The 26,123-nt window shown below is 69.8% G+C and carries 27 protein-coding genes and 1 tRNA gene; 10 read left to right on the top strand and 18 right to left on the bottom strand.

The features are described from left to right. The coding region (locus GC203_RS18185) for an AAA family ATPase (RefSeq protein ID WP_293457603.1) at positions 1 to 1,202 on the top strand (1,202 nt) is incomplete at its 5' end. Positions 1,203 to 1,298: 96 nt separating this feature from the next. On the opposite strand, the gene GC203_RS18180 is transcribed toward GC203_RS18185, so the two are convergent. After that, positions 1,299 to 2,006, bottom strand: a complete 708-nt coding sequence (locus GC203_RS18180) for a PEP-CTERM sorting domain-containing protein (RefSeq protein ID WP_293457601.1) — start codon at positions 2,004 to 2,006, stop codon at positions 1,299 to 1,301. 196 nt (positions 2,007 to 2,202) lie between these two features. Between GC203_RS18180 and GC203_RS18175 the strand changes: the two genes are divergently transcribed. Together GC203_RS18175 and GC203_RS18170 are read left to right on the top strand one after the other, a co-directional pair. Next, complete coding sequence (locus GC203_RS18175; RefSeq protein WP_293457598.1) at positions 2,203 to 3,537, top strand: HAMP domain-containing sensor histidine kinase; 1,335 nt, start codon at positions 2,203 to 2,205, stop codon at positions 3,535 to 3,537. Between the two features lie 20 nt (positions 3,538 to 3,557). Beyond that, positions 3,558 to 4,094: a response regulator transcription factor gene (locus GC203_RS18170; RefSeq protein WP_293457595.1), complete on the top strand. Its 537-nt coding sequence runs from the start codon at positions 3,558 to 3,560 to the stop codon at positions 4,092 to 4,094. A 24-nt stretch (positions 4,095 to 4,118) separates the two neighbouring features. Here GC203_RS18170 and GC203_RS18165 read toward each other — a convergent pair whose 3' ends face one another. Further along, the gene (locus GC203_RS18165) at positions 4,119 to 4,556 is read right to left on the bottom strand and encodes an HIT family protein (protein WP_293457592.1); all 438 of its coding nucleotides are present in this window, start codon (positions 4,554 to 4,556) and stop codon (positions 4,119 to 4,121) included. 81 nt (positions 4,557 to 4,637) lie between these two features. Between GC203_RS18165 and GC203_RS18160 the strand changes: the two genes are divergently transcribed. The 4 genes from GC203_RS18160 (at position 4,638) to GC203_RS18145 (ending at position 7,382) form a co-directional block, all read left to right on the top strand. After that, entirely contained in the window at positions 4,638 to 5,195 is a 558-nt protein-coding gene (locus GC203_RS18160; RefSeq protein WP_293457589.1) for a DUF4287 domain-containing protein, read from the top strand. 71 nt (positions 5,196 to 5,266) lie between these two features. Then, a complete protein-coding gene (locus GC203_RS18155) occupies positions 5,267 to 6,013 on the top strand; it encodes a PEPxxWA-CTERM sorting domain-containing protein (RefSeq protein ID WP_293457587.1) in 747 nt (248 codons plus the stop codon). After that, positions 6,010 to 6,714 (top strand): PEPxxWA-CTERM sorting domain-containing protein, encoded by a 705-nt coding sequence (locus tag GC203_RS18150; RefSeq protein WP_293457584.1) that lies wholly within the window; start codon positions 6,010 to 6,012, stop codon positions 6,712 to 6,714. The genes GC203_RS18155 and GC203_RS18150 overlap by 4 nt, the downstream gene beginning before the upstream one ends. Further along, positions 6,711 to 7,382: a PEPxxWA-CTERM sorting domain-containing protein gene (locus GC203_RS18145; RefSeq protein ID WP_293457582.1), complete on the top strand. Its 672-nt coding sequence runs from the start codon at positions 6,711 to 6,713 to the stop codon at positions 7,380 to 7,382. The genes GC203_RS18150 and GC203_RS18145 overlap by 4 nt, the downstream gene beginning before the upstream one ends. A 19-nt stretch (positions 7,383 to 7,401) precedes the next feature. Here the strand turns inward: GC203_RS18145 and GC203_RS18140 are convergent, their stop codons facing one another. From GC203_RS18140 to phaP, 4 genes are all read right to left on the bottom strand, one after another. Then, positions 7,402 to 8,565: a GNAT family N-acetyltransferase gene (locus tag GC203_RS18140; RefSeq protein WP_293457580.1), complete on the bottom strand. Its 1,164-nt coding sequence runs from the start codon at positions 8,563 to 8,565 to the stop codon at positions 7,402 to 7,404. Next, entirely contained in the window at positions 8,562 to 9,308 is a 747-nt protein-coding gene (locus GC203_RS18135) for a glycerophosphodiester phosphodiesterase (protein ID WP_293457577.1), read from the bottom strand. The genes GC203_RS18140 and GC203_RS18135 overlap by 4 nt, the downstream gene beginning before the upstream one ends. Continuing rightward, the gene (locus GC203_RS18130) at positions 9,305 to 9,766 is read right to left on the bottom strand and encodes a RidA family protein (protein ID WP_293457574.1); all 462 of its coding nucleotides are present in this window, start codon (positions 9,764 to 9,766) and stop codon (positions 9,305 to 9,307) included. Before GC203_RS18130 ends, GC203_RS18135 begins: the two co-directional genes overlap by 4 nt. 178 nt (positions 9,767 to 9,944) lie before the next feature. Then, entirely contained in the window at positions 9,945 to 10,379 is a 435-nt protein-coding gene (gene phaP, locus GC203_RS18125; protein ID WP_293457572.1) for a TIGR01841 family phasin, read from the bottom strand. 278 nt (positions 10,380 to 10,657) lie between these two features. Between phaP and GC203_RS18120 the strand changes: the two genes are divergently transcribed. After that, complete coding sequence (locus tag GC203_RS18120; protein WP_293457569.1) at positions 10,658 to 11,959, top strand: D-alanyl-D-alanine carboxypeptidase; 1,302 nt, start codon at positions 10,658 to 10,660, stop codon at positions 11,957 to 11,959. Here the strand turns inward: GC203_RS18120 and GC203_RS18115 are convergent. The 4 genes from GC203_RS18115 to GC203_RS18100 all read right to left on the bottom strand — a co-directional run bounded on the left by GC203_RS18115 (position 11,956) and on the right by GC203_RS18100 (position 14,646). Continuing rightward, positions 11,956 to 12,381, bottom strand: coding sequence for a DnaJ domain-containing protein (locus GC203_RS18115; RefSeq protein ID WP_293457565.1), 426 nt, complete (start codon positions 12,379 to 12,381; stop codon positions 11,956 to 11,958). The two genes, GC203_RS18120 and GC203_RS18115, sit on opposite strands and share 4 nt — an antisense overlap. Positions 12,382 to 12,385: 4 nt before the next feature. After that, on the bottom strand, positions 12,386 to 13,219 hold the full coding sequence (locus GC203_RS18110; RefSeq protein WP_293457562.1) for a division plane positioning ATPase MipZ: 834 nt from the start codon (positions 13,217 to 13,219) through the stop codon (positions 12,386 to 12,388). 138 nt (positions 13,220 to 13,357) lie between these two features. Next, positions 13,358 to 13,768, bottom strand: coding sequence for a DUF1489 domain-containing protein (locus GC203_RS18105; protein ID WP_293457560.1), 411 nt, complete (start codon positions 13,766 to 13,768; stop codon positions 13,358 to 13,360). Between the two features lie 38 nt (positions 13,769 to 13,806). Then, positions 13,807 to 14,646 (bottom strand): enoyl-CoA hydratase-related protein, encoded by an 840-nt coding sequence (locus GC203_RS18100; RefSeq protein ID WP_293457559.1) that lies wholly within the window; start codon positions 14,644 to 14,646, stop codon positions 13,807 to 13,809. 68 nt (positions 14,647 to 14,714) lie between these two features. Here GC203_RS18100 and GC203_RS18095 point away from each other — a divergent pair, with 68 nt between their 5' ends. Continuing rightward, entirely contained in the window at positions 14,715 to 16,523 is a 1,809-nt protein-coding gene (locus tag GC203_RS18095) for a patatin-like phospholipase family protein (protein ID WP_293457557.1), read from the top strand. Positions 16,524 to 16,762: 239 nt separating this feature from the next. Here GC203_RS18095 and GC203_RS18090 read toward each other — a convergent pair whose 3' ends face one another. The 3 genes from GC203_RS18090 to GC203_RS18080 all read right to left on the bottom strand — a co-directional run bounded on the left by GC203_RS18090 (position 16,763) and on the right by GC203_RS18080 (position 20,331). Then, positions 16,763 to 16,990 (bottom strand): hypothetical protein, encoded by a 228-nt coding sequence (locus GC203_RS18090; protein ID WP_293457555.1) that lies wholly within the window; start codon positions 16,988 to 16,990, stop codon positions 16,763 to 16,765. 57 nt (positions 16,991 to 17,047) lie between these two features. Further along, entirely contained in the window at positions 17,048 to 18,346 is a 1,299-nt protein-coding gene (locus GC203_RS18085; RefSeq protein WP_293457553.1) for a TonB family protein, read from the bottom strand. A 173-nt stretch (positions 18,347 to 18,519) separates the two neighbouring features. After that, positions 18,520 to 20,331: an ATP-binding protein gene (locus tag GC203_RS18080; RefSeq protein ID WP_293457551.1), complete on the bottom strand. Its 1,812-nt coding sequence runs from the start codon at positions 20,329 to 20,331 to the stop codon at positions 18,520 to 18,522. Between the two features lie 241 nt (positions 20,332 to 20,572). Here GC203_RS18080 and GC203_RS18075 point away from each other — a divergent pair, with 241 nt between their 5' ends. Continuing rightward, positions 20,573 to 21,364 carry a helix-turn-helix transcriptional regulator gene (locus tag GC203_RS18075; RefSeq protein WP_293457548.1) on the top strand — a complete coding sequence of 264 codons (792 nt, stop codon included), beginning with the start codon at positions 20,573 to 20,575 and terminating at the stop codon, positions 21,362 to 21,364. 111 nt (positions 21,365 to 21,475) lie between these two features. Here the strand turns inward: GC203_RS18075 and GC203_RS18070 are convergent, their stop codons facing one another. The 5 genes from GC203_RS18070 to GC203_RS18050 form a co-directional block, all read right to left on the bottom strand. After that, a complete protein-coding gene (locus GC203_RS18070) occupies positions 21,476 to 21,883 on the bottom strand; it encodes a DUF3574 domain-containing protein (RefSeq protein ID WP_293457546.1) in 408 nt (135 codons plus the stop codon). Then, complete coding sequence (locus tag GC203_RS18065) at positions 21,880 to 23,046, bottom strand: isovaleryl-CoA dehydrogenase (RefSeq protein WP_293457606.1); 1,167 nt, start codon at positions 23,044 to 23,046, stop codon at positions 21,880 to 21,882. Before GC203_RS18065 ends, GC203_RS18070 begins: the two co-directional genes overlap by 4 nt. Positions 23,047 to 23,084: 38 nt before the next feature. After that, positions 23,085 to 24,335 (bottom strand): lysozyme, encoded by a 1,251-nt coding sequence (locus GC203_RS18060; RefSeq protein ID WP_293457544.1) that lies wholly within the window; start codon positions 24,333 to 24,335, stop codon positions 23,085 to 23,087. Between the two features lie 70 nt (positions 24,336 to 24,405). Continuing rightward, positions 24,406 to 25,827 carry a magnesium transporter gene (gene mgtE / locus GC203_RS18055; RefSeq protein WP_293457542.1) on the bottom strand — a complete coding sequence of 474 codons (1,422 nt, stop codon included), beginning with the start codon at positions 25,825 to 25,827 and terminating at the stop codon, positions 24,406 to 24,408. 165 nt (positions 25,828 to 25,992) lie between these two features. Next, positions 25,993 to 26,077: transfer RNA gene (locus GC203_RS18050), tRNA-Leu, on the bottom strand. Positions 26,078 to 26,123 lie beyond the last annotated feature (46 nt).

The following is a 26,123-nucleotide window of genomic DNA, read 5'->3' as shown; positions in this document are numbered from 1 at the left end:
TCCACAAGCTCCGCTACACCAACGACGCCATCCGCTCGGCGGTGGAGCTTTCGGCCAAGTACATCACCGACCGCAAGCTGCCCGACAAGGCTATCGACATCATCGACGAGGCCGGCGCCTCGCAGATGCTGCTGCCCGAGGCCAAGCGGAAGAAGACCATCGGCGTGAAGGAGGTCGAGACGGTCGTCTCCAAGATCGCCCGCATCCCGCCGAAGTCGGTGAGCAAGTCCGACACCGAGGCCCTGAAGCAGCTCGAGGGCGACCTCAAGCGCGCGGTCTACGGCCAGGACGACGCCATCGAGAGCCTGTCGGCGGCCATGAAGATGGCCCGCGCCGGCCTGCGCGACGCCAACAAGCCGATCGGCTGCTACCTCTTCTCGGGCCCCACCGGCACCGGCAAGACCGAGACGGCGCGGCAACTGGCCTCCACCCTCGGCATCGAGCTCCTGCGGTTCGACATGTCGGAGTACATGGAGCGCCATACGGTCAGCCGCCTGATCGGCGCGCCTCCCGGCTACGTGGGCTTCGACCAGGGCGGCCTCTTGACCGACGCCGTCGACCAGCATCCGCACTCGGTGGTCCTGCTCGACGAGATCGAGAAGGCGCACCCGGACGTGTTCAACATCCTGCTGCAGGTGATGGACCACGGCCAGCTGACCGACTCGAACGGCAAGAAGATCGACTTCCGCAACGTGGTCCTGATCATGACCACCAACGCCGGCGCCGCCGACGCCCAGCGCAACGCCATCGGCTTCGGCCGCGGCAAGGCCGAGGACGAGGTGGACGAGGCGCTGAAGCGGCTGTTCACGCCGGAGTTCCGCAACCGCCTGGACGCCATCGTCCAGTTCAAGGCGCTGACCCCGGAGATCATCCGCCAGGTGGTGCTGAAGTTCGTGATGCAGCTCGAGGCCCAGCTGGCCGACCGGCACGTCACGATCGAGACCACCGAGGACGCCACCGACTGGCTGGCCAAGAACGGCTTCGACGAGCTCTACGGCGCCCGGCCGCTGGCCCGGGTCATCCAGGAGAACATCAAGAAGCCCCTGGCCGACGAGATCCTGTTCGGACGGCTCACCAAGGGCGGCCACGTCAAGGTGGTGCTGCAGGACGGCAAGCTGGCCTTCGAGATCGAGGGCGGCGAACGCGAACGCGGCGCCCCGGTCATCGAGACCCCGGCCGACGAGCCGGAGGCGGTGGACTGAACGTCACGCTCCAACGACGCTGCGAAGGCCCGGGATCGCTCCCGGGCCTTTTGCTTTGTGGGGGAGGCCGCATGTCCCTCCCCCACGCGCCCGCGATCAGACGGCGAGGCTGGGGCGTCCCTGATCCGGCCGCATCCTGCGCAGAATGGCCCCTGCGCCCCCGAACCCGAGAACCATCAGGGCCCAGGCGGCCGGCTCCGGCACGCCGCCGGTCGTGAGGGTGAAGTTCACGCCGGTCGAGTCGTTGGAATAGCTCCCCGCCGCATTGACGATCAGGCCGAAGAACTGGCCCTGGGTGAGCGAGACGGACCCGGTGCGGGTCAGCGTCAGCAAATTGGCGTTGAGCCCCCCGAGGGGCGTGGCGCCCACGACGCCGCCGGCGTTGGTGACTCCCACCAGCGCCACGCCTGAAGGGGACGAGTCCAGCACGTTGAACACGACCGTGTAGTCGTAGACCCCGTCCTGCGGCGCAGTGAAGAAGATGCCGATCGGGTTCGAAGCGCCGGGGTGCACCAGCAGCTGGTCATCCGGCACGAAGTAGGTGCCCTCGGCATGGGCTGTCAGCGCCTTGTACACGCCGGGCAGCGCGCCGCCATCCTGCAGGCAGTAGTCGGAGGTGACGACGCAATTCCCCGAAGGCGCGGTAAGGAGCACCGCCGGATCGCCCGGACCCGCCGGCATCCGCAAATAGGAGAAGTGCCCGGCGCCCTGGGTTCCATCGAAGCTGGCGAAGGCGTCGAAGGTGGCGGCCTGGGCGGTTGACGCGAGCGTCAGGGCGCCCACGAGACCTGCAAATAGTTTCATAACAACCCCCATCGTCATGCCGGCCCCTCGGGGGCGCGGCCTGGATCGCCGGAACGCTAGGTCGCGCGGCCGGGCGGAGCCATTCGACCAGATGGCCTACCGGGGTTCGCGCCCAAGGCGAGATTTCGAGCCAAGCGCTTCACTTGACAGGCAAAGTCCCAACCCGGATCGTCGCTCGGCTTTGGGGGGGGAAGCAGTGCCGGGCGTGGCGTATCGGGAGCAGATTCTCGTCAACGAGACGCGGACGGAGCTGAAGGGCAGCATCGCCGCCTGGATCGGGCTTTCGGCCGCAACGGCATTCCTGGCCTTCCAGTTCGCCGGGCTGGCCGATCCGATCGCCTTCGCAATCTGGCTGGGTTCGATCTCGACCTTCATCGCCGGATGGTTCGTCGCCTGGATCGCCTTCCTCACCCGGCCGCCCACGGACGCCCAGATCCTCACGCGCTGGATTCCGGCGGCGAAGGCGGGGATGATCTTCTGCAACCTCGTCACCGCCGGCAGCGTCTGGGTGTTCCTGCCGGTTGCGGGGCCGGAGCTCCGCGCCCTGCTGCTCGTGCTCTTCGCCTGGTTCCTGATCATCCAGTTCGCGGCCGCCACCGAGGCGACCCAGGTCCTGCGCCCCGCCGTCGTGATGGTGTTGGGATCTCTGACCCTCTGGCTGCTGGTCGCGCGGCCGCCGCACGTCATCGCGCTGGCGATCTTCCTGCCCCTGTTCGGCGCGACCCTGATCGCGATCCGCCGCTTCGTCCGCCAGGCGGTCGTCGAGGCCACCGCCGCGCGGGCGACCGCCGAGGAAGCCCGGCGCGAACTGGCCGTCGCGCTGGGCGAGCTGGAGCGCGAGCGCGACGCCAAGACCCATTTCATCCGCGCGGCCTCCCACGATCTCCAACAGCCGCTGCAGGCGGCCGCCCTGTTCCTGGATCGCGTGAAGCCCGGTGGCCGGGCCGCCGTTCAGGCCCCGGCGTTGGGCGGCGTACGCCGCTCGCTCACCGTCGCGCGCACCCTGGTGGGCTCGATGCTCGACCACCTGAAGCTCGAGTCGGGGGCTGTGCAGGCCGACATGAGCGACTTCACCGCCGGCGAGCTGTTCGACCGGGTGCTCCTCACCCAGGGTCCCGCCGCCGCGGCCGCGGGTCTGCGAATCTCGGTAGCGGGCCGCGGCGTGGCGCTCCACGCCGACCCGCTGCTGCTGGCGCGCGCCGTCGAGAACCTGATGGCCAACGCCATTCGCCACTCGGGCGGTCGCCGCGTGCTGATGGGCGCCCGCGCCCGCCGCGACGGCGCAGAGATCTGGGTGATCGACGACGGGCGGGGCCTGTCGCCCGAGGACGAGACGAGGATCTTCAGCCCCTTCGAACAGGGTGTCCGCGTCGGCGCGGCGGGCGGCTTCGGCCTGGGCCTGTCGTCCGCCGTTCAGCTCTCGGCGTTGATGGGCGGCTCCTGCGGGGTGCGCAACGGCCTGACGCGCGGCGCGGCGTTCCATATCCGCCTGGCTCCCGCGCCACCCGCCGAGGCTCTATGCGCGGCCTGATCTGCGACGATCATCCCCTAATGCGCGAGGCCCTGGCCGGCGCCATGCGCGACCGCTGGCCCGATCTCATCCTCGCCGAGGCCAGCGACTACCCGGCCGCCTGGGCGCTCGCCGAAGCCGCGCAGCCCGACTTCTGCCTCGTCGATCTCGGCATGCCGGGCGCCGAGGTCGTCGCCGGCGTGCAGGGCCTCAGGACGCGCGCGCCGGAGGCCGTGCTGTTGGTCGTGACCGGGATCACCGACACCGCCCTGCTCGAAGCTGTCCGCGCGCTCGGCGTGGCGGGCCTCTTTTCCAAGAACGCGGAATCCGAGCTCCTGATCGAAGCCATCGCCGCGCGCGTTCCCGGCCTGCAAGCGATGGTGGTCGCCCGGCTGCCGCGCCGTCAGCAGGAGGTGCTGCGCCTGCTCGCCGAAGGCCTGACCAACAAGGAGATCGCCCTTCGCCTGAAGATCTCGCCGGCGACGGTGAAGAACCACGTCGCGCGGCTCACCACCTGGCTGGGGGCGGTCAATCGTACGGACGCGGTGGCCCGAGCCCAGCGCGCCCGGATCATCTGACGCCCAATCCCCGGCAGGCCTCGGTCAGCTGATCTTCGCCGCGATCTGTTCGGCGAGGTCCTTGAGTTCATCCATGTCGGCCATGGCGCCGCCGGCGTGGCGGCCCAGCGGCACGCCCTCCCAGCGCGGAATGATGTGGACGTGCAGGTGATAGACGGTCTGGCCGGCCGGGGCGCCGTTGAACTGCATGATCGTCAGGCCGTCGGGATTGAACGCCGCGCGCACGGCCTTGGCCACGCGCTGGACGCCCTGGAACAGCACCGCCACGCGCTCGGGCTCCTCGTCGAGGAAGTTGCGGGCGGTCGAGTGCTTGGGGATCACCAGGGTGTGGCCGCGGCCCTGGGGGAAGACGTCCATGAAGGCGTAGACGTGCTCGTCCTCGAAGACGCGGGCGGCGGGCATCTCGCCGCGCAGGATCTTGGCGAAGATGTTGCCGTCGTCGTAGGTCCCGTCCAAGCTCATGCCGCGCTCCTGAAACACCGGCGCCACGCCTAGCAAATCCGTCCCGAGGGTGGAATGTCGCAAGCCGCCAAACCGTCCAGCATGACGTCGCGCCAGGAAAAATGGTTCGCCTCGATCACCGAGAGCATGGAGCGCGAGACCGGCAAGACCCTGGACGAATGGGTCGCCATCGCGCGGACCTGCCCCGAGACCAAGCCCGCCAAGCGCAAGGCGTGGTTCAGGGAACACCACGGCATCGGGACCAACCGGGCCAGCATCATCCTGGGCAAGGCGTTCCCCGAGACCGCGCACTGGGCCGAGCCGGACGACCTGCGCGCCAAGCTGTGGGCCGATCCGGGTTCGCGGGCGATCCTGGAGGCGGTGGAGGCGGCGGTGGCCGGCTTCCCGGGGCTGGTGAGCGCCCAGCGGAAGGGCTTCACCGCCTTCTCGAAGGAATTCCAGTTCGCGTCCGTGCGGCCGGTGAAGGGCGGCGGCGCGCGGCTGGGCCTGGCGGTCGAGCCGGCGGCCGATCCCCGGCTCGGGGTGCCAAAGAACGAGGGCTGGAGCGAGCGGCTGAAGGCCGTCCTGCCGCTCAGCGCGCCGGCCGACGTCGACGACCGGGTCAAGGATCTGCTCAAGCAGGCCTGCGAACGCAGCTGAGGCGTGGATTCCCCCGACAGTTGAGTCCTATTGCGATATAATCGGCGGCGCCCGAGCTTAACCATACGCGGATGGCCGTCGGGGTGGCGTTGGCCGGGGTCGCGTATCGGGGAGACGTCATCGTGATCAATCGCCTTCGAGCCGCCGCGGCGGCCGTCGCCTTGGCCCTGCCGTTGGCGGCGCATGCCGGCGTGATCTACGACAACCTCCCGACGGGCCCGCGCTACGGCGGCTATTGCTTCTTCAACACCACCTGCGCGGCCAACCACCGCTTTGTAGGCGACAACTATGCGGCGCAACTCTTCACACTCGCCGACGCAGCCACGATCAAGTCCGCCGGGTTCGTGGAGATGGATCTTGAGGTCTACGGGACCTCGGTGAACTGGAAGTTCTACCTCGCCGACGGCGCAGGCGGCCTGCCCGGGACCCTGGTGACGGAAGGTTCGAGCGCCATTCTCGCGTCGACAAACATCGACGTTGATCACCAATACAACATATCGCTCAACCTGTTCGACCTGCCATCGATTTCGCTCGACGCCGGCGACTACTACTTCGCCCTTCAACTGGTCTCACCGGTCGAAGACATCTTTCTCACAGAGGGCTTGAGAAACAGCGGCGCGGCCGAAACCAATGACGGCGGCGCGAGCTGGTCGGCGCCTTACGAGGAGCTTTCCAGCGTCGGGGTCGCGCTCTACGGCACGATCGGCGGGGCCGTTCCGGAGCCCGCGACCTGGGCGTTGATGATCATGGGTTTCGGCGGCGCGGGCGCCATGCTGCGCCGTCGGTCGCGGCCGCTTATCGGGGAACCCACATCATGATCGATCGCCTTCGAGCGGGCGCGGCAGCCCTCGCCTTGGCCCTGCCCTTCGCGGCGCATGCCGAGGTGATCTACGACAACATCCCGACAAGCGGACCCTACTTCGGCTACTGCACCTTCAGCACCACCTGCGCGGCCGACACCCACAGCGGCGACGACTACGCGGCGCAGCTCTTCACGCTCGCTGATGCGGTCACGATCACGTCCGCCGCGTTCGCCGAGATGGATTACGAGGTGTACGGGACCTCGGTGAACTGGAAATTCTACCTCGCGGACGGCGCCGGCGGCCTGCCCGGAACCCTCGTGACGGAAGGCTCCAGCGACATTCTCGCCTCGCCGACCATCGACACTGATCCCGACTACAACATATCGCTGAACCTGTTCGACCTGCCCTCCGTTTCGCTCGCGGCCGGCGACTACTACTTCGCCATTCAACTGGTCTCGCCGGTCTTCGACACCTTCCTCGCGCTCGGCGCGAACAACCCCGACCTGATCCACAGCGGCGCAGCCGAAACCAGGGACGGCGGCGCGACCTGGACGACGCCGTACGGAGAGCTGCCCAGCATCGCGGTGGCGCTCTACGGATCCACTGGCGGCGTTCCGGAGCCCGCGACCTGGGCGTTGATGATCATGGGCTTCGGCGGCGCGGGCGCCATGCTGCGCCGGCGGGCGCGGCCGCTTATCGGGGAACCCACATCATGATCAATCGCCTTCAAGCCGCCGCAGCGGCAGTCGCCTTGGCCCTGCCGTTCGCGGCGCATGCCGCCGTGATCTACGACAACATCCCCGGGACCCCGGACAGCGGCAATTGCGCTTTCAGCACGACCTGCGCCGCCGATATTGGCGATGGCGACGTCTACGCAGCGCAACTTTTCACGCTCGCCGACGCGGTCACGATCGAGTCCGCCGCGTTCGCCGAGCTGGATTTGGAGCAATACGGGACCTCGGTGAACTGGAAGTTCTACCTCGCCGACGGCGGCGGCGGCCTGCCGGGAACGCTCGTGACGGAAGGCTCCAGCGACATTCTCTCGTCGCCGAGCATCGGCACCAGTAGCGGCTACAATGTTTCGTTGAATCTCTTCGATCTGCCGTCCGTTTCGCTCGGAGCCGGCGACTACTACTTCGCACTTCAGCTCGTCTCGCCTTTCCACGAAACCTATCTTACGGCGGGCGTCTCCGGCAGCGGCGGCGCCCAGAGCAATGACGGCGGCGCGATTTGGTTCGACGGCTACAGACGGCGATCCAGCATCGCCGTGGCGCTGTACGACAACAACGTCGGAGCTGTGCCGGAGCCCGCGACCTGGGCCTTGATGATCCTGGGCTTCGGCGGCGCGGGCGCCTTGCTGCGCCGGCGGACGGTGGCGGCCTAGACCGCCTCGCCCTCCCGCGTCACTCCCCGGCCTTGAACGGGCTGTAGGCCTCCTCCAGCCACTCCATCTCCTGGTCCACCGCGGCGCGCTCCTGTTCGAGGAAGCGCTCAACCGGCGCGCGTAGCGCCGGGTCGGCGATCCAGTGGGCCGAATAGACCGGCTTGGGCAGGTAGCCGCGGGCGATCTTGTGCTGGCCCTGGGCGCCGGCCTCCACGCGCGGCAGACCGTGGTCGATGGCCCATTCGATGGCCTGGTAGTAGCAGAGCTCGAAGTGCAGGAACGGCACGTCCTCGACGCAGCCCCAGTGGCGGCCGTAGAGGCAGTCGTGGCCGATCAGGTTGAGCGCGCCGGCGATCCAGCGGCCGTCACGCCGGGCCATGACCAGCAGCACCCGGTCGGCCATCCGCTCGCCCAGTTCGGAGAAGAAGGCGCGCGTCAGATAGGGCCGGCCCCACTTGCGCGAGCCGGTGTCCATGTAGAAGCGGAAGAAGGCGTCCCAGTGCTCTTCGGTGAGGTCGGCGCCGGTCAGGGCCACGATCTCGACTTCGGCCTGGGCGTCGCGGCGCTCGCGGCGGATGGTCTTGCGGCGGCCCGACGACAGGGCGCCCAGGAAGTCGTCGAAGCTGGCGTAGCCGCGGTTGAGCCAGTGGTACTGCTGGCCCTCGCGCCGGCCCATGCCCTGCTCGCCCAGCCAGGCCCATTCGTCCTCGATGACGAAGTTGAGGTTCACGCCCGAGGCGCCGTAGCGCTCGCAGAGGCTGAGCGCCCCGCCCAGCAAGAGCGCCCTCGCCTCGCCCGCCCGCACGTCGGGCCGCGCCAGAAGCCGCGCGCCGGTGGCCGGGGTGAACGGCGCGGCCGACAGGAGCTTGGGATAGTAGCGCCCCCCGGCCCGCTCGTAGGCGTCGGCCCAGGCGTGATCGAAGATGTATTCCCCCTGGCTGTGGGACTTCAGATAGAGCGGCATGACCGCGGCGATGCGGCCCTCGTCGTCCTCCACGGCCAGGTGCTGCGGGCCCCAGCCGGTGCGCTCGATCGCGCAGTTGGTCGCCTCCAACGCATCCAGGAAGTCGAACCGGATGAACGGATTGCCGGCGTAGGCGGGATTGCCGGCGCAGGCGTCCCAGGCCTCACGGCCGATCTCGGCGATGCGCCGGCAGACCTTGACCGCCGGCTTCAAGCTCACGCCGAAAAACCCTCGAAGATGAGGTTGTCGCAGCCGTCCTTGATCGCCTCCCACTGCGCCGGCTCGCGCACCGTCCAGGCGACGACGGGCATGCCCTGCTCGCGATAGGCCGCCGCCTTGTCGCTGGGCAGCATGTCGAGGCCCAGGGCCAGGAAGTGGGGCCGCGCGATGGCGACGTGTTCGAGGGCCGCGAAGGCGCGGCGCTGCTCCTCCCCCAGGTGCGGGGCCTTGTCGTAGGAATAGCTGTCCAGCCCGCGCAGGACGCCGGGATAGCGGTCGGCGAACCAGGCGTGGGAATAGGGATTGAAGCCGATGATGCAGAGCGGGCCGTTGTGGTCGGCGATCACCTCGTGGACGCGCTGCTCCAGCGGGCCCACCTCGCCGTAGGGCGTCTTGAGCTCAATGTGGACCATGGCCCGATGGCCGATCAGCGCCAGGGTCTCCAGGAGCGTCGGGATCTTCTCGTCCGAGCCCGCCAGGCGCAGCCCGGCCAGCTCGTCGGCGGAGAGGTCGCCCACCCGGCCCGGAGCGCCCGTCATGCGCGCCAGCTTGCCGTCATGGAAGACCACGGCCTCGCCGTCGGCGGAGAGCTGGACGTCGAGCTCGATGCCGTAGCCCGCCGCGCAGGCGGCCTGGAACGCGCCCAGCGAGTTCTCCGGCGCCCCGTCGGGGCTCCACAGCCCGCGATGCGCGACCGGCGGGTGGAACAGGAGGTCCCAGGCCTGGCCGAAGCCGTTCGTCACTTGATCTGCACCACGGCGTCGACCTCCACGGCGAAGTTCAGCGGCAGGCGATAGACGCCCACGGCCGAACGGGCGTGGCGGCCCGCGTCGCCGAACGCCTCGACCATCACGTCGGAGCAGCCGTTGACCACCTTGGGGATGTCGAAGAATTCGGGTCCGGCCTGGACGAAGCCGCCCAGCTTGACCACGCGGACCACGCGGTCGAGGTCGCCGTCGCAGGCCGCCTTCATCTGGGCCAGCAGGTTGATCCCGCAGATTCGCGCGGCGCGCACGGCGGCTTCGAAGTCCACATCCTCGCCCACCACGCCGCGGACGCCGCCCGAGGCGTCGACCGAAACCTGGCCGGAGATGTGGACGAGATCGCCCGCCCGGACGAACGGCACATAGTTGGCCACCGGGGCGTTGGGCGTGGGCAGGCTGATGCCCGCGGCGGAGAGGCGCGTTTCGACGTTCGACATGGCGCAACGTCTAGCGCCCGCCGGGGCAAAGCAAAAGGGCCGGTCCCTCAGGACCGGCCCCAACTCGCACCGCGCGGAAATCCGCTCCTAGGGGGGAGGCGTGGAGCGTCACGCCGGCGCGTTAAAAAGGGCCCGGACTGGGCGGTCCGGGCCCTCGGCTTCCGTACTGGTGGAAGCTTTAGCGGACGGCCTGGAACTTCTCGACGACCGCGGTCACGCGCTCGTTGAGCGGCTTCATCGATTCCTTGACCGACGAGGAGACGGTCTCGGACATCTTGCCGAATTCGGACATGTAGGTTTCCAGGGCGCTCTTGGCGAAGGCGGTCTGAAGCTCGACCACTTCCTGCACGCTCTTGGCGCCGGCGAGCGACTTGGCGGCGCTCACCTGGGTGTCGAAGACGGCCTTCGAGAAGGCCATCGCCTGGGCGCCGAGCGCTTCCGCGCCCTTGGCCGAGGCGGTCGCCGAGGCGACGATCGCCTCGAGGTTCTGCTTCGAATGGGAATTCATTTCGTTCAGCGCGGCCAGGGTCTTCTCGACGCCTTCCTTGAAGGCGACGTTGCTGGCGGTGGTGAACTGCTCGACGGTGGACTTCGCGGCTTCGGCAGCGGCCATGGCGGGGGTCTCCTGAGACGGCGGCGGTTATGGACAGCGATGGGTTCTTCGGGGGCGGAAGAGCCCCTTTCGCAACGTCGTTCTCTCATGTTGCAGTGCAGCAGTCAACGACTTTTTGTGCACTGCACAATGACACTTTTGCGCCCGTCCGTTAGGCGCCGTGGCATTTGCACGCGTTCAAACCTTGTTTACTCTCCCGCAAGGGTAAGGGGCGCATGGTACCGACTCTCATCGTCGGAGCCGTGTCCGACTCAACACGTTGAATCGACGGACGAAGCATGATCCAGCACGCCCGCCGCCTGTTGCTCTCGCTCGGTCTGGCCGCGGCCATGGCGTTCGGCCTGGCGGCCGCCCCAGCGATGGCTGAGGTGCCCTACCTCTCCCTGATCCCGCAAAACTCATCGAAGTACGCTTCGATCGTGGTGGATGCGAAAACCGGCGAGGTGCTCTACGCGAAACGCGCGGACGCGCCGCGGTATCCCGCCTCGATCACCAAGGTGATGACGCTGTACCTCACGTTCGAGGCGCTCTCGGCCGGACGGCTGAGCCTCGACGACCAGGTGGTGTTCTCGCCGCACGCCTCGGCACAGGCCCCGACCAAGCTGGGGGTGCGGGCCGGCGATTCGATCACCGTGCTCCAGGCGATCCAGGCGCTGACGACGCTATCGGCCAACGACGCGGCCGTGGCTCTGGCCGAGAAGATCGGCGGCACCGAGAGCCGCTTCACCACCCTGATGACCCTGCGCGCCCAGGAGCTGGGCATGCAGAACACCCATTTCGCCAATGCGAACGGCCTGCCCGACAGCCGCAACCTTTCGACGGCGCGGGACATCGCGATCCTGTCGCGGGCGGTGATGCGCGATTATCCGCAGTATTACGGCTACTTCGGGCTGGTCTCGTTCAATTTCCGGGGCCGGACGATCTACAACCACAACCACCTGCTCAGCGACGTGCCGGGCGTGGACGGGCTGAAGACCGGCTTCACCAACGCCTCGGGCTACAACATCGCCATTTCCGGGATCAACGACGGCCGCCGCCTCATCGTGGTGGTGCTGGGCGGCCCGACCCGGGTGATCCGCGACCGCGTGGCCGAGAGCCTGCTGCTCACCGGCTTCGACGTGATCCGCCGCCGCGACATGGGCGAGAACATCCAGGTGGCGCAGAACTTCTTCGAACCGCCGGCCCTGGCGCAGGCCACCGAGCCGTCGATGCAGCAGGGCGATTCCGACGACAGCCTGGCGATCCGGCTGACCTCGGCCCCGCCGCCCACACGCGCCTCGAAGATCCAGATCGTCGAGGGCAAGTCGGTCGCCAAGTTCAACGACAACCCGCGCGCCAAGACCGCCGGCAAGTGGACGGTCCAGGTGGGCTCGTTCGCCAGCCGCACCGACGCGCGCAAGCAGCTCTCGCTCTCGGGCAAGCGCTACGCCAGCCATTTCGACGACGCCCGCGCGATCGCCGAGAAGGACGGCGGCAAGTACCGCGCCCGCTTCAACGGCCTGACGGAAGGCGCCGCCAAGGCGGCCTGCCGCGAACTGAAGTCGGATCGCCAGCCCTGCCTGGTGATCGGGCCGGGCTAGTCCCGCAGCAACCGGTCCCGCGCCGCGTTGAGCTGGGCCGCCAGCCCGGCGGTTCCGCCCTTGTCGGGATGCACCGCGCGCATCAGCCGCGTGTAGGCGGCCTGGACCTCCTCGCGGGTCGCTTCCGGCTCCACGCCCAGGATGCGGCGGGCCTCGTCGAGGCTCATGCGGCTGCTGGTCCGCGGCGGCGGCCGCGCGCCGGCCGGCTTGCGCACCGAGGCGGCCAGCCAGAGGCCGATCACCAGCAGCACGACGGCCGAGCCCCAGGAACCGCGGACGCCCACGAAGGTGGCGGCCGTGAAGGCGGCCAGCGCGAGCCCGCCCGACAGCAGCCGCCATTCGCGGTGCTTCAGCACCGGCTTGCCGCCGGTGATCCAGAGGTAGAGCGCCAGGGCCGCGCCGCCCAGGGCGATATAGATCATGCGGCTATTCCGCCGCGATCCGCTCGGCTCCGTCCAGTCCGTTGAAGCCCAGGGCGGTCATCAGGGCGCGAAGCTCCTGGCGGGCGGCCACGTGCTGCAGCCCCATGGGCACCGGCCGGATCGTGGGCGAAAGGTCGGCCACCGTCAGGCCGAACGGGAACAGCTCGCGGTAGATCACCCGGTCGCGCAGGCCGGGGCCCACGCGGAAGCCGACCTTGCGGGAGAGCGCCTGCACGCGGGTGTCCAGGCGGCGGCGGTTGCGGGCCTCCGCCGGCGCCAGGCGATTGCGCAGCACCACCCAGTCGATCTGCTTGCGCTCGGCGGTGGCGCGCTGCTTGCGGCTGTCCCACACGGTCTCGGCGTAGAGGCTGTGGCGCTTGAGCTCCAGCGAGACCGGATCGACCACGCCCAGCATGTCGAAGTCGACGAAGCTGTCGTTCATCGGGGTTACGATCAGGTCGGCGCGGCGGTGGGCGGCGCGGCTGATGGCGGTGTCGCTGCCGGGGGTGTCGACGATCACGAACTCGGCCGCCTCGGCCGCCTGGGCGAAGGCCTCGTCGAACCGGGCGACCTGATCCTCGGGCGAGGCCTTGGCCAGGGCGTCGCCCGCCGCGCTGATCGGATGCTCGATCGGCATCGGCGCCTCGGCCGAATTGGCGGCGAGCCAGGCGGCCCGGTTGGCGAAGAAGTGGCCCAACGTCTGCTGGCGCAGGTCGAGGTCGAGCACAGCGACCTTCGCCCCCGCGTGCAGGAGGGCCGTGGTGACATGGATGGCGATGGTGGACTTGCCCGCCCCGCCCTTCTCGTTGCCGACCACGATGACGCTGGCCTGGCTCATGACCCTCGAGAGCTCCCCCGACGCCGGCCCCGGGGCCGACTCACAGCGCGTAGGTGAGCGCGCCGCCTGCCGCGCCGTCAACGCGGTCGAGGACGCGCGCCTGTGGATGGACCTGGGCCCGATCGCCGCAGCCGCGCCTCACCAGGCGCCGGCCTCGCGGAGTTGCCGGGCGAGATCCTCCGGCACGTCGCCGAACGCCTCGACGTCGAGGTCGGGGGGCGCGTCCCTGGGTTCGAGGTACCGCCAGCCCTGGAAAGCGCGCCGCGGCGTGGGCGCCACGCGGACCACCTGCTTGTCGAGAGTGATCTGGCAGCGCGCGGCGGCGCCCTCGCCCACCGTGTCGACCGCCAGGATGCGCTGGCGGCACAGGATCACCCCCTTGAAGACGCGGTAGATCGATCCGCCGTCGATCAGCTCGTCGGCGCGCTTGGGCGTCATGCGGGTGCGCAGGATCCAGGGGTCGTCCGGCCCCATGTGGCGCGACTGCCAGTCCAGCAGGTCCTCGATGGTGGCGGCGCCCACCACCAGCTTGATCATGTGCAGGGCCATGACCCTGGCTTACGGCGCGCCAGGGGCCTTGGAAAGCCTCACTCGGCCCAGCGCGGCTTGCGCCGTTCGAGGAAGGCGCGCACGCCCTCCTGCCCCTCGTCGCGCACCCGGGCGGCGGCGATGCGATGGGCGGTCATCTCCATGAGGGCGTGGTCGATCACGCGGCCGGCCACGTCGTCGACGAGGCGCTTGGAATCCTCCACCGCGACGGGACCGCAGGCCATGACCTCGCGGGCGATGCGGTGGGCCGCGTTCCGCAGGGCCTCGACGTCGGCCACCACCTCGGTGACGAGCCCGATCTTCTCGGCGTAGGCGGCCTCGAACTGCCGGCCGGTGGCGAACAGGCCGCGCGCGTTTCGGGGGCCAATGGCCTGGATCACGTAGGGGCTGATCGTCGCTGCCACGAGGCCCAGCCTGACCTCGGAGAAGGCGAACCGGGCATCGGCCGTGGCGATGGCCATGTCGCAGGCCGCCGCCAGCCCCGCGCCGCCGCCGAAAGCCGCGCTCTCGACGAGCGCCACGGTCAGGGCCGGCAGGTCGTAGAGGGCCTTCAGCATCTTGGCGAGTTCGTAGGCGTCGGCGCGGTTGTCGGCCTCGGTATGGTCGGCGGCGGCGCGCATCCAGTCGAGGTCGGCGCCGGCCGAGAACGCCCCGCCCGCGCCACGGACGAACACCACCCGCACGCCCTCGGCGCCCTGCAGGGTGCGGAAGGCCTCCTCCAGCGCCGAGACGAGGTCGGCGTCGAAGGCGTTCTTGCGATGCGGCCGGTTCATGGTCACGGTGACCGCGCCGGCCTGGGTGGCGGAGATGTGCACGAGGTCCGACGTCGCACTGACGTCGGGAAACTCCACCAGCGGGTCGGCGATCTCATTGGTCATACGGACGGCTCCAGGCGAAACGGCGCAGGCATAGCCCTCAGCGTCCGCGAGCGCTAGGCTCCGCGCCCGTGGCCTTCCTGCCGGACATCCCCATCGATTCGGCCCTGACGCGGCTGTTCCTGCAGCCGCGCGCGCGGGATCAGGCCATCTGGTTCTCGCTGCCCGGCGGCCAGAAGCTGTTCGGCCAGGGCGACGCCTCGGATCAGCTGTTCGTCGTGCGCACCGGGCGGCTGGGCGCCTTCCGCCAGGAGGAGGGCCAGGAGCCGCACTTCCTGGGCGTGATCCGGCCCGGCGAGCCGGCGGGCGAGATGGCGCTGATCGCGGGAATCCCGCACACGGCCAACGTCTACGCCCTGCGCGATTCCGAGATCTTCGCGGTGCCCAAGGAGGCGTTCTTCGAGGCCTGCGACGCCGACGCGGCGGTGATGACCGAGCTGGCCCGGCTGATGATCCTGCGGAGCCGGCAGGTGGCGCGGCGCGGCCCCATGGGCGAGCCCTCGGTCTACGGCTTCGTGCCGGCCGGCCGGCCCGGGCCGCTGCGGCCCGTGGTGGAGGCGATCGAACGCGAGATCGCCGCCCTGGGCTATGCCGTCACCGTGGTGGGCGCCGAGGCGGCCGCGGCGCCGACCGAGTGGTTCTCGGAGGTCGAGCGGGTCCACGACTTCGTGCTCTATGTGGCCGAGCGCGACGAGACGGCCTGGGCGCCGTTCGTGCCGCGGCAGGTGGATCGCCTGTTCCAGGTGGGCAAGGGCGACGGCCCGCCCCGCGGCGCCAGTCGCCATATCGGCGCGAACACCCTGCACGAGCAGGGCCTGGTCGACCTGCTACTGCTTCAGCCCCCCGGCCTGGACCGGCCGAACGGCGCCGAGGCCTGGCTGGACGCCACTGGGGCGGGCCGCGTCTTCCACATGCGCCGCGGCGTGCCCGACGACAGCAAGCGGATGGCCCGGGTGCTGACCGGCCAGTCGGTGGGGCTGGTGCTTTCGGGCGGCGGCGCGCGGGCCTACGCCCACGTGGGCGCGATCCGGGCGCTGCGCGAGCGCGGCGTGCCGATCGATTTCGTGGGCGGCTCGTCCATGGGCGCCATCGTGGGCGCGGGCCTCGCCATGGGCTGGAACGCCCAGGAGATGGACCGCCGGCTGCACGAGGCCTTCGTCGACACCAGCCCGCTGGACGACATGGCCCTGCCGCTGCTGGCCATGACGCATGGACTGAAGGTGAGCGCCCGGCTCGCCGAGCATTTCGGCGAGACGTACATCCCGGACCTTTGGCTGCCGTTCTTCTGCCTGTCGTCCAACCTGACCACCGGCGCCTACCAGCTCCACCGGCGCGGGCTGCTGCGCAAGGCGTTGCGGGCCTCGATCTCGCTGCCGGGGCTGCTGCCGCCCGCCACCGACGGACCCAACGTGCTGGTCGACGGCGCGGTGATGAAGAACTTCCCCGCCGACATCATGCGCGCGGCCCAGCTGGGCCCCATCGTCGGCGTCGACGTCACCACCGCGCGCAGCATCACCGCCGACGACGTGGCGCGGCCGTCCTCGATCTGGCGGTGGATCCGCTCGGGCCAGTGGCGCAACGGCCCGCCCATAGTGTCGCTGCTGATGCGGACCGCCACCGTCTCCACGGGCCGCGACCTGGCCGCCGCGCGCGAGGCCACCGACGTGCTGATCCAGCCGGACGTGTCGGGCATCGAGATCCGCGACTGGCGTGCCTACGACCAGGCCGTCGAGGCCGGCTACGAGGCCACCATCGCCGCGCTGGACAAACTGCATCGCCCGATCCCGGAGCTTCGGCGGCGGCTGAGCCTGCGCGAACGCGCATCCGACGGCGCCGTGATGACGCCCTTCATGGCCGCCGCGCAGGCTGCGGCGGAATGAGCCCTTTTCAGACGGGGCGAACGCACCCCATATTCCGAGCGTGTCCAACCATTGAAAGGAGGTGATCCAGTGTCTCATAGCTCTAACCGCCAAGCGGTGACCGTGACCTGGACCTCCGTGAACGGGGTCTGCGCCTAGCCTTAAGGCAGGGTCGCGAACCGCGAAGCGGTCCGACTATGGAAAGGCCGCTCCGGCGACGGGGCGGCCTTTCGCTTGTCCGGGATGTCCCCTTCGCGGGTTCAGGCGCGCGGCTGACGCGCCCGCCAGACGAGCCACAGCCCGATCAGCAGCAGCGACAGCCCGATGCCAGCCGCCAGCGGCGCCCAGGCCAGGCCCAGGGCGAACGCCAGCCGCTCCAGGATCGGCGCGCCGCCCGCGTTGGCGGACAAGACCACGAGGATGATGACCGCGCCCAAGAGGGCCAGGACAATCCCGGGGATCATCGATCGGCGTTGGGGTTCGACCATGTTCGTCTCCCTGGCCGGCACGCTGGCCGTTCCGGGCCCGGCCGTCGTTGATCCCGCTCAATGGCCGCCGGCGGGTGGCGGCGCCGGCTGGAACCGCAGCGGAATGCTGACGAAGCCGCCCACGACCGGCAATCCCTCCGCCGTCCATGTCGTGAGCCCGAACGTCGGCGCCAGCGCCAAGGCCGCTTGCCCGAGACCCGCGCCCTCGGGCTCCTCCGAGAGCACCTTGCATTCGCCGACGACCCCGCGCGGCTGCACGACGCAGCGGATCACGGCGCGCCCGGCCATCGTCCCGTCCGCATTGGGAAGCACCGCCCGCATCTGTTCGGCGTTGGGCATGCGGCTCCAGTGCGGCTTTCCCACGACCGGCTCCTCGCCGTCGATCATCTTCGGATCGAAGGTGATCGGCATCTGCAGCACGATGGAATGGGTGGCCTTGCGGTCCTTCGGCGTGCTGACCTCGAAGCGGAAGAGCTTCGAAAGGCTCTTGGCCGCCTTGTCGAAGCCGTAGCCGCGCGGCTCCGACGCGATCACCGAGCAGCCGTTCAGGCGGCCGTCCTCGCGCATGGCGCATGACAAGGTCGCGTGGCCGCCGCGGCGATCCTTGCGCGCCTTCTCCGGGTAGGCCGCGGCGACGTCGGCGAAGGTGGGCGCCTCCACCCACGGCAGGTCGGGCGGCACGACCGTCTTGCTCGGCGCCGAACCGCCCATGCCGCCGGGCATGGCGAAATTGACCGGAATGCTGACCACGCTGAGAACCGGGACGCCCTTGCGGGTCGCCGGCTTCATGGTGAACTGAGGGGTCAGCGCGATGGCGGAATCACCGAAATGGGCCCCCGCCGGCGTCTCGGAGATCGCCACGCAGTCGCGAAGCGCGCCCTGAACCGTGACGATGCAGTTGATCACCGCCCGACCGCTCGTGCCGCGGTGGAACGCCTCCTTGGGATAGACCGTGAGCAGGTCGTTCGGACTGGGACGCCGGAGCCAATCCGGCCGCTTGTCGAACTCGTACCAGTCGCCCGGGACCATGATCTCGCGCGCGGCCTCGGCGCCCGGCGGCTTGCGCTTCATTGCCGGCGCGAGGCCCAGCATGGCCTGACCAAACCCCATCCCCGACGGAGACTCCGAAACGACCGCGCAGCCGCTCAGATCGCCAGCGTCCTCGACGTGGCAGCGCATGACGACCCGCCCGCCCACGCCCGCATCCTTCGCCGCCTTCGGCCATGCGGCGCGCCATTCGGTGTCGGAGGGGATCCTCGCCCAATCGCTCTCGCGTTCGGCGCCCGACGCCGAGCCCGCGAAGCCCGCCGCGGCGACGGCGATCCCCAGCGCCGCCCGCACGAAATCCTGCTTCATTCCCCACTCCCCCGAGCGTGAGAATGGCGTGTGGTCCTGCTGCTGGCAACCTGACCGCGCGTATGGATATTCCACAGCGTCCCGCGCCTTGGCATCGCCGCCGGCCGGCACGGGCCGGGCATGAGATCGAACCGCAAGTCGGGGCGATGACCTGCGCGAACCGACCGGCGCGCTCAGGCCTGGCTGGTCAGGGAGGGCTGCGCGTCGGTGGCGTCGGGCAGGTTGCGCGCCAGGACCTGGACGAATTCGACCGGCTTGAAGGGCTTGGACATGAAGTCGTCCATGCCGGCCTGGCGGCAGGCCTCTTCGTCGCCGGACATGGCGTTGGCGGTCATGGCCACGATCGGAATCCGGCCCGCGCGGCCCGGCAGCGCGCGGATGCGCCGCGTGGCCTCCAGTCCGTCCATCACCGGCATGTGCACGTCCATCAGGACGAGGTCGAAATCGCCCTCGGCGACGGCCTTGGTCGCTTCGTGGCCATCGGCGACCCTATGGGCCGGCAGGCCGAGCTGGCGCAGGATTTCCATGGCCAGCAGCGCATTGGTGTCGTTGTCCTCGGCGAGCAGCACGCGGGCGTCGGCCACCATCGCCCCCGCCTCTCCGCCGTCGGCCGGGGCCGTGACGGACGCGGCCGGCTCGACGCCCGGCGCGAGCGGGATTTCGAACCAGAAGACCGAGCCGCCGCCCTCGCGGTCCGATATGCCGATGCGGCCGCCCATGAGCTCCACGAGCTGCCGGGAGATGGCCAGGCCCAGGCCGGTGCCGCCGAACCGGCGGGTGGTCGAGTTGTCGGCCTGCTGGAAGTTCTGGAACAGCCGGCCCTTCTGCTCGTCGGTGACGCCGATGCCGGTGTCGATGACCTCCGCCCGGATGTTCACCCGGCCCTCGTCGCCCGGCGCGGCGTCGACATGGAGCGCCACGCTTCCCTGCGGCGTAAACTTCACGGCGTTCGAGACGAGGTTGAGCAGGATCTGACGAATCCGCTTGGGATCACCCACGAAGGCGCGTTTCGCCGGCGCCTCGATCCGGCACTGGAGTTCGAGGTCCTTCTCGGCCGCCAGCGGCGACAGCAGGTCGATCACCTCGCCCCAGAGGCCGGGCAGGTCGAAGTCGATGTGCTCCAGCTCCACCTTGCCCGCTTCCAGCTTCGACATGTCGAGGATGTCGTTGATCACCAGCAGGAGCGCTTCGGCCGACGAGCGGATCGTCTCGACATACTGGCGCTGGCGCGCGTCGAGGCGTGTGCGCAGCAGCAGCTCGTTCATGCCCATGATGCCGTTCATGGGCGTGCGGATCTCGTGGCTCATATTGGCCAGGAACTGCGACTTGGCGCGGTTGGCGGCCTCGGCCTCGTCGCGGGCGCGGAAGAGCTGCTGCTCGGCGGCTTCCGACTTGGCGAGCGCGCTGCGCAGCTCGCGCATGGCGGCGTTGGTCTGGGTCCGGTCGTTGGCGGCCCCGGCGATGAGACGCTCGGTGGCGAGAATGATCAGCAGGCAGGCCAGCATGAAGACGAGGAAGCTGAAGGCCAGGCCCAGCCCGCCCAGCCCGAGCAGGCTGGGGCCCGCGGCGACCACGGCGCCCATCGCGGCCGGCGCGGCGGCGGCGATCCAGACCTTGCGCGACACCCACCCCACCGCGCCGGCGGTCGCGGCCAGGGTGCCGACCGAGAGCGCGAGGAAGGCGTAGGCGGCCGGATCGCGCGTCGTCAGGACGACGCTCACCGGGGCCACGATCCACATGGCCGCGCGCAGGGCGGCCAGCACGGCCAGCCGGGTGAGGCCCGGCTCCTGAGGGGCGTTCTCCGCCGTGGGCAGCCAGCGGCGATAGAACGCCTGCAGGGTCAGATCGAGCGCGAACGACGCGGTTCCCCAGACGAGCGCGAACAACGGCAGGCCGAGCGCGGCCGTAGCCAGGGCGGTGAGGCCGCTGAAGGCCAAGGCGAGCGGCCAGGGCTGCTGCAAGCCGACCAGAGTCGTGCGGTACATGGACGGCGCGTCGGGCCCGCCGTCCGCAGGCGTCGTCGGTTCGTTCGTCGGATTCAAATCGGTCCCCGGCGAGTTGTCGCAACCGTCACCTTCGAAGCGATACCTTAAGCTTCGGCGTCGGCCGGGCCGCTTTGACGCGATCGCGCAAGGACCGTTTGTCGCAGGCTGGCGGCGGAACGCGCCACGATCCCATTACCTCGCACGTCATGGACGCCCCTCCCCGACCCGCTAAGGTCGGGGCATGAGACCGAACCACAAGCCCGTGGGCGAGCACCTCCGCGACTGGCGGATGCGCCGGCGGATGAGCCAGATGGACCTGGCGCTGGAGGCGGAGATCTCCACGCGCCACCTCAGCTTCGTGGAGACCGGGCGGGCCCAGCCCAGCCGCGAGATGGTGCTGCACCTGGCCGACCAGCTGGAAATCCCGCTGCGCGAGCGCAACGTCATCCTGGTGGCGGCGGGGTTCGCCCCCGTGTTCCCCGAACGGCCGCTGGACGACCCGCAGCTGGCCGCGGCGCGGCGCGCCGTGGACGTGATCCTGAAGGCGCATGAACCCTACCCCGCCCTGGCGGTCGACCTGCGCTGGAACCTGGTCGCCGCCAACGCCGTCGTGCCGGCCCTGATGGCCGGCGCCGACCCATCGCTGCTCGAGCCGCCGATCAACGTCGTGAGGCTGTCGCTGCACCCGAAGGGCCTGGGGCCGCGGATCGCGAACCTGGCCGAGTGGCAGGCGCACATCGTCGAGCGCCTGCGCCGCCAGGCCGAGCTGACCGCCGACCCCGGCCTGATCGCGCTGATCGAGGAAATCCGCGGCTACCCCACCCCGCCGGCCTCGGACCGGCGCCTGGAGGACTTCGGCGACGTGGTGATCCCGTTGCAGATGATGGTGGGCGACCGGATGCTGTCGCTGTTCACCACCACGACGGTGTTCGGGACGCCGGTGGACATCACCCTGTCGGAGCTGACGCTGGAGACCTTCTTCCCCGCCGACGCCGCCACGGCCGAGTTCCTACGGGCCGCCGCGGGCCTCTAGAGCCTTCCCGTATCAAGTGGCATCACTTGATCCGGACAAGAAGGCTCGATCTTCAAGAGTGTAGAGCCCGTCCGGGCGGGTGAACCGGTTCCCACTTCACCCTGACGGGCTTTAGACCGCCATGCAGCTCGGGGGCGGCATCACCAGGAAGCTGTCGAGCCGGAAGCGCGAACGGTAGGCGGCTCGCACGGCCTCCACCTCGGCGCGGGCGTCGCCCGCGGACGGCAATGCGATCAGCACCACCTTGGCCGACTCGCGGATCAGGACGTCGTCCTTGCCCGTCCATTGGGGGCCGCCGTCGACGATCGAGACGCCGTCCGGGAAGCGCGGGGTGATCTCCTGGTCGACGAAGCGACGCAAGGCGCGCTCGCTGATGCGGCCGCTCGACGAGGCGCCGAGGAAGAGCTGGGCGACGCGCACCTCGGACTGGCCCGCCGGGCAGGCCGCAAGCCGGGGCGGCGCGCTGGCGCAGGCCGCGGCGGCCAGGGAAAGCACGATCGCCGCCGCCAGTCGCTTCATCCGCCCACCAGCTCCCGGCCAATGAGGAAGCGGCGGATCTCGTTGGTGCCGGCGCCGATGTCGTAGAGCTTGGCGTCGCGCAGCAGGCGCTCCACCGGATATTCCTTGGTGTAGCCGGCGCCGCCGAGGGCCTGGATCGCCTCCAGCGAGACCTTCACCGCATTCTCAGACGCCATCAGGATCGCCCCGGCCGCATCGAACCGCGTCGTCAGGCCCGAGTCGCAGGCCTTGGCGACGGCGTAAACATAGGCCCTCGCGGAGTTCAGCGCGACGTACATGTCGGCGATCTTGCCCTGCATCAGCTGGAACGTGCCGATCGGCCTGCCGAACTGCTTGCGCTCGCGGACGTAGGGCAACACCACGTCGAGGCAAGCCTGCATGATCCCCAGCGGTCCGGCCGCCAGGACGGTGCGCTCGTAGTCCAGCCCGCTCATCAGCACCGCCGCGCCGCCGTCGACGGGGCCCATGACGTTCTCCTCGGGCACCTCGCAGTCCTCGAACACCAGCTCGCCGGTGTCGGAGCCGCGCATGCCCATCTTGTCGAGCTTCTGGGAGACGCTGAAGCCCTTGAAGCCCTTCTCGATGATGAAGGCGGTGATGCCGCGCTGGTTCAGGTCGGGCGAGGTCTTGGCGTAGACCACCAGGGTGTCGGCGTGGGGCGCGTTGGTGATCCAGAACTTCGTTCCGTTGAGGACGTAGCGGTCGCCCTTCTTCTCGGCGCGCAGACGCATGGAAACCACGTCCGAGCCGCTGCCGGCCTCGCTCATGGCGAGGGAGCCCACGTGCTCGCCCGAGATCAGCTTGGGCAGGTAGCGGCGCTTCTGCTCTTCCGATCCCCAGCGGCGGAGCTGGTTGACGCAGAGGTTGGAGTGGGCGCCGTAGCTGAGCCCGATCGAGGCGGAGGCGCGGCTGACCTCCTCCATGGCCACGACGTGTTCGAGGTAGCCCTGGCCAAGACCGCCGAACTCCTCCTCCACCGTGATCCCGTGCAGGCCGAGGTCGCCCATCTGAGGCCAGAGTTCACGGGGGAAGGTGTTGGTGGCGTCGATCTCGGCGGCCAGCGGGGCGATCTGATCGGCGGCGAAGCGGGCCGTCGTGTCGCGGATCATGTCGGCGGCCTCACCGAGGCCGAATTCGAGGTTGGGACCGTGGTTCGGGATCATGGCGCGGACGGTTAGCATGCGCCGGTGGAGGTCGCGAGTTAATCGCGCTCGCTCTCCCGGCCCACCCGCTGGAGCAGGTGGTAGACCGAAACCGTCGTGAAACCGACCCCGGCGAGGCCGGCCGTCCAGGCGACGATCATGGGGATCGCGAACCCGCCCGAGATCGGGGGCGCGGCGTTCAGGCCCCAGAACAGGCCGAAGCCGAAGAACGCCACGCCCGACAGCGCCAGCAGCAGGTCCCAGACCACCGAGGCCTGCGGCCGTGCGGTCGGCGGACGCCTGCGCGACGGGATCAGTTCGAAGGGCTCCATGTCGGAGCGGAAGGCCGGATCGATGTCATCGTCGGGCGCCGCCGGGATTTCCAGCGTCTCCTCGGGCCCCGCATCGAGGTCGGCGGGCGTGAAGGCCGCCAGTTCGGGCTCGGGTTCGGGCTCCGCCAGGACGGGTTCGGCCGGCTGTTCAGACGCCCCGGCCTCAGGCTCGGGCGCCTCGGCGGCCGGCGGCTCGTTGTCGCCGAACGGCGGCGGGACCTCGGCCGGGACCTCGATCTCAGGTTCGGGCTCCTCGCCGGGGTCGGGGAACAGGGTCTCCAGCCGCGAGGCCACCGTCTCGGCCGCCGCGGCGACGGCGGCGGCCGGCTCCTCGGGCGCGGGCTCGGGGGCCGTCTCGAAAGCCAACTCGTCGACGTCGGCGAGGTCCTCGCGGCGGACCACGACCCGGGTCCCCTCCAGGGTGGTCTCCACCTGGACCGGCCGGCGCAGCGGAACGAGGTCGAGCGCGTCCAGATCGATGGCCGGGCGCAGCACCGGGGACGGCGCCGGGACCCACGCCTCGTTCTCGGGCGTCAGGAACAGCGCTTTCTCGGCGGCGCGGCGGCGCACCAGGGCGTCGACGACGATGCGCTCGCCCTCGAAGTCGGCTTTGCGCCACAGCTCCATGGCGCAGGCGGCCTGCACCGGCGAGCCGGCGTTCAGGCGCTTGATCACCTGGCTGCGGCGGAAATTGTCGAGCCCGACGTTGAAGGCGAAGCTGCACAGGGCGTCGAACTGGTTCTGGGTGGTCGGCGCGAAGACGCACTCGTTCACCCCATGGGCGATGCTGATCAGGTCGTAGAGCAGCAGGGCTTCGGCGTCGGATTCGGAGACTTCGGCCCCCTCGCGCGCGGTCAGCGTATGCCCATAGCCGATCGTCCAGCGGCCGTCGGGCAGCTGGGCGGCATCTCGGCGATAGCCCTCGAACCGTTTGATCAGTTCGATGGCCGCCCGGGAAACGCGATGGCGCGAGAGCATGGCTCCCCGTTCGTCCCAAATCGGCACACGCGGCGCACGCCGCGAGAGGCCGGCGCAAGCCTGACGCCAGTTACAACAGGATGAGGCTCGCAAGTCCCAAGAAAGACAGGAAACCCATGAGGTCCGTGACGAAAGTTACGAACACGGACGAGGATACGGCGGGATCGCGCCCCAGGCGTTCAAGCGTGAGCGGCGCGAGGATGCCCGCGGCCGCCGCGACGAACAGGTTGACCAACAGCGCCAGGGCGATGGTGAGCGAGAGCCTGAGGTCGTGGAAGAGCACGTAGGTGGCCACCGACATCACCAGGCCGACGACCGAGCCGTTCATCAGGCCGACGATCATCTCGCGGCCCACGATCCTCACCGAGTTAGCGGCGGTGAGTTCGCGCGACGCCAGGGCGCGCACGGCGACGGCCAGCGCCTGGGTCCCGGCCGTGCCGCCGACGGAGGCCACGATCGGCATGAGGATCGCCAGCGTCACCAGCTTGGCGATCTCGCCCTGGAACGCGTTGATCGCCTGGACCGCCACCGCCTCGGTGGCGAGATTGAGCACCAGCCAGGGCAGCCGCGAGCGGACGATGTCCCAGACGCCGGCGTCGCGGCCGGCGTCGCTCACCCCGGCCAGGGCCAGGATGTCCTCCTCGCCCTCCTCCTGGATGACGCCGACGATGTCGTCGACGGTGATCTGCCCCACGAGCCGCCCCGCGGTATCGACCACCGGGGCGGAGATCAGGCGGTACTTGTCGAAGATGTAGGCGACCTCTTCCTGGTCGAGGTCGACGGTGATCTCGGTCACCGGCTCCATGATCTGGGCCAGCAGGATCTGGCGGCCGCTGCGCAGCAGGTGACTGACCGGAACGGCGCCCACGGGCTTGTAGGCCGGGTCGACGACATAGATGTCGAAGAACAGCTCGGGCAGCTCCTCGCCGTCCTTGCGGAAGTGGTCGATGGCTTGGCCGACGGTCCAGAACTGCGGGGCGGCCACCACCTCGCGCTGCATCAGGCGGCCGGCGGTCTCGTCCTGATAGGCCAGGGTGGTCTCGATGGCCGCCCGCTCGGTCTCGGGCATGGCCGCAAGCACCTGCGCGCGCTTGTCGGCCTCCAGGTCGTCGACCACGTCGGCGGCGTCGTCGGACTCCATCTCGCCGATCGCCTTGGCCAGGGTGGCCGAGGGGACGTGCTCCAGCACCTCCTCGCGGATCTCGGTATCCAGTTCGGACAGGATCCAGCCCAGGGTCTCGGGGTCGAGGTGGGGAATCAGCTCCTCGCGCGCGTCGGCCGAGAGGAAGCCCATGAGGTCGGCCACGTCGGCCGGGTGCAGCGCCGCGATCAGCTCGCGCAGGCGATCGGCGTCGCCGCGGTCCAGCGCGTCGGCGACGTCGGAGACGAATTCGGGATTGAGCGCATAGTCCTCGCCCAGGGCGAGGTCTTCCAGGTCTTCGTCCTCGGGGGGCTCGGCCACGGCGGCGAGGTCGTCCGTTTCACGACTCATGCGGACCTCCCCTCTCTACCCCTCGGGGCTATGTGCGGACGGCTCTGCTCGCTTCCAATGCACTCGGCGGTTGGACGCGACTCTGGCTTGAGTCTGGACCGTTCGTCCTGCTGAGACTGGCTCGGCCCAGGACGACGACGGTCCGGGGCGAAGACCCTGATTCACTGGTGCGGTCGAGAAGACTCGAACTTCCACGGGTTGCCCCACAGCGACCTCAACGCTGCGCGTCTACCAATTCCGCCACGACCGCTCGTGGTGAGGCGGCGCAGGTAGCAAACCCCGCCCGCTTTGTGAAG

It is taken from the genome of Phenylobacterium sp., assembly GCF_016124325.1.
In the GTDB taxonomy this organism is placed as follows: domain Bacteria; phylum Pseudomonadota; class Alphaproteobacteria; order Caulobacterales; family Caulobacteraceae; genus Phenylobacterium.
This window is presented reverse-complemented; position numbering and strand designations above follow the sequence as displayed.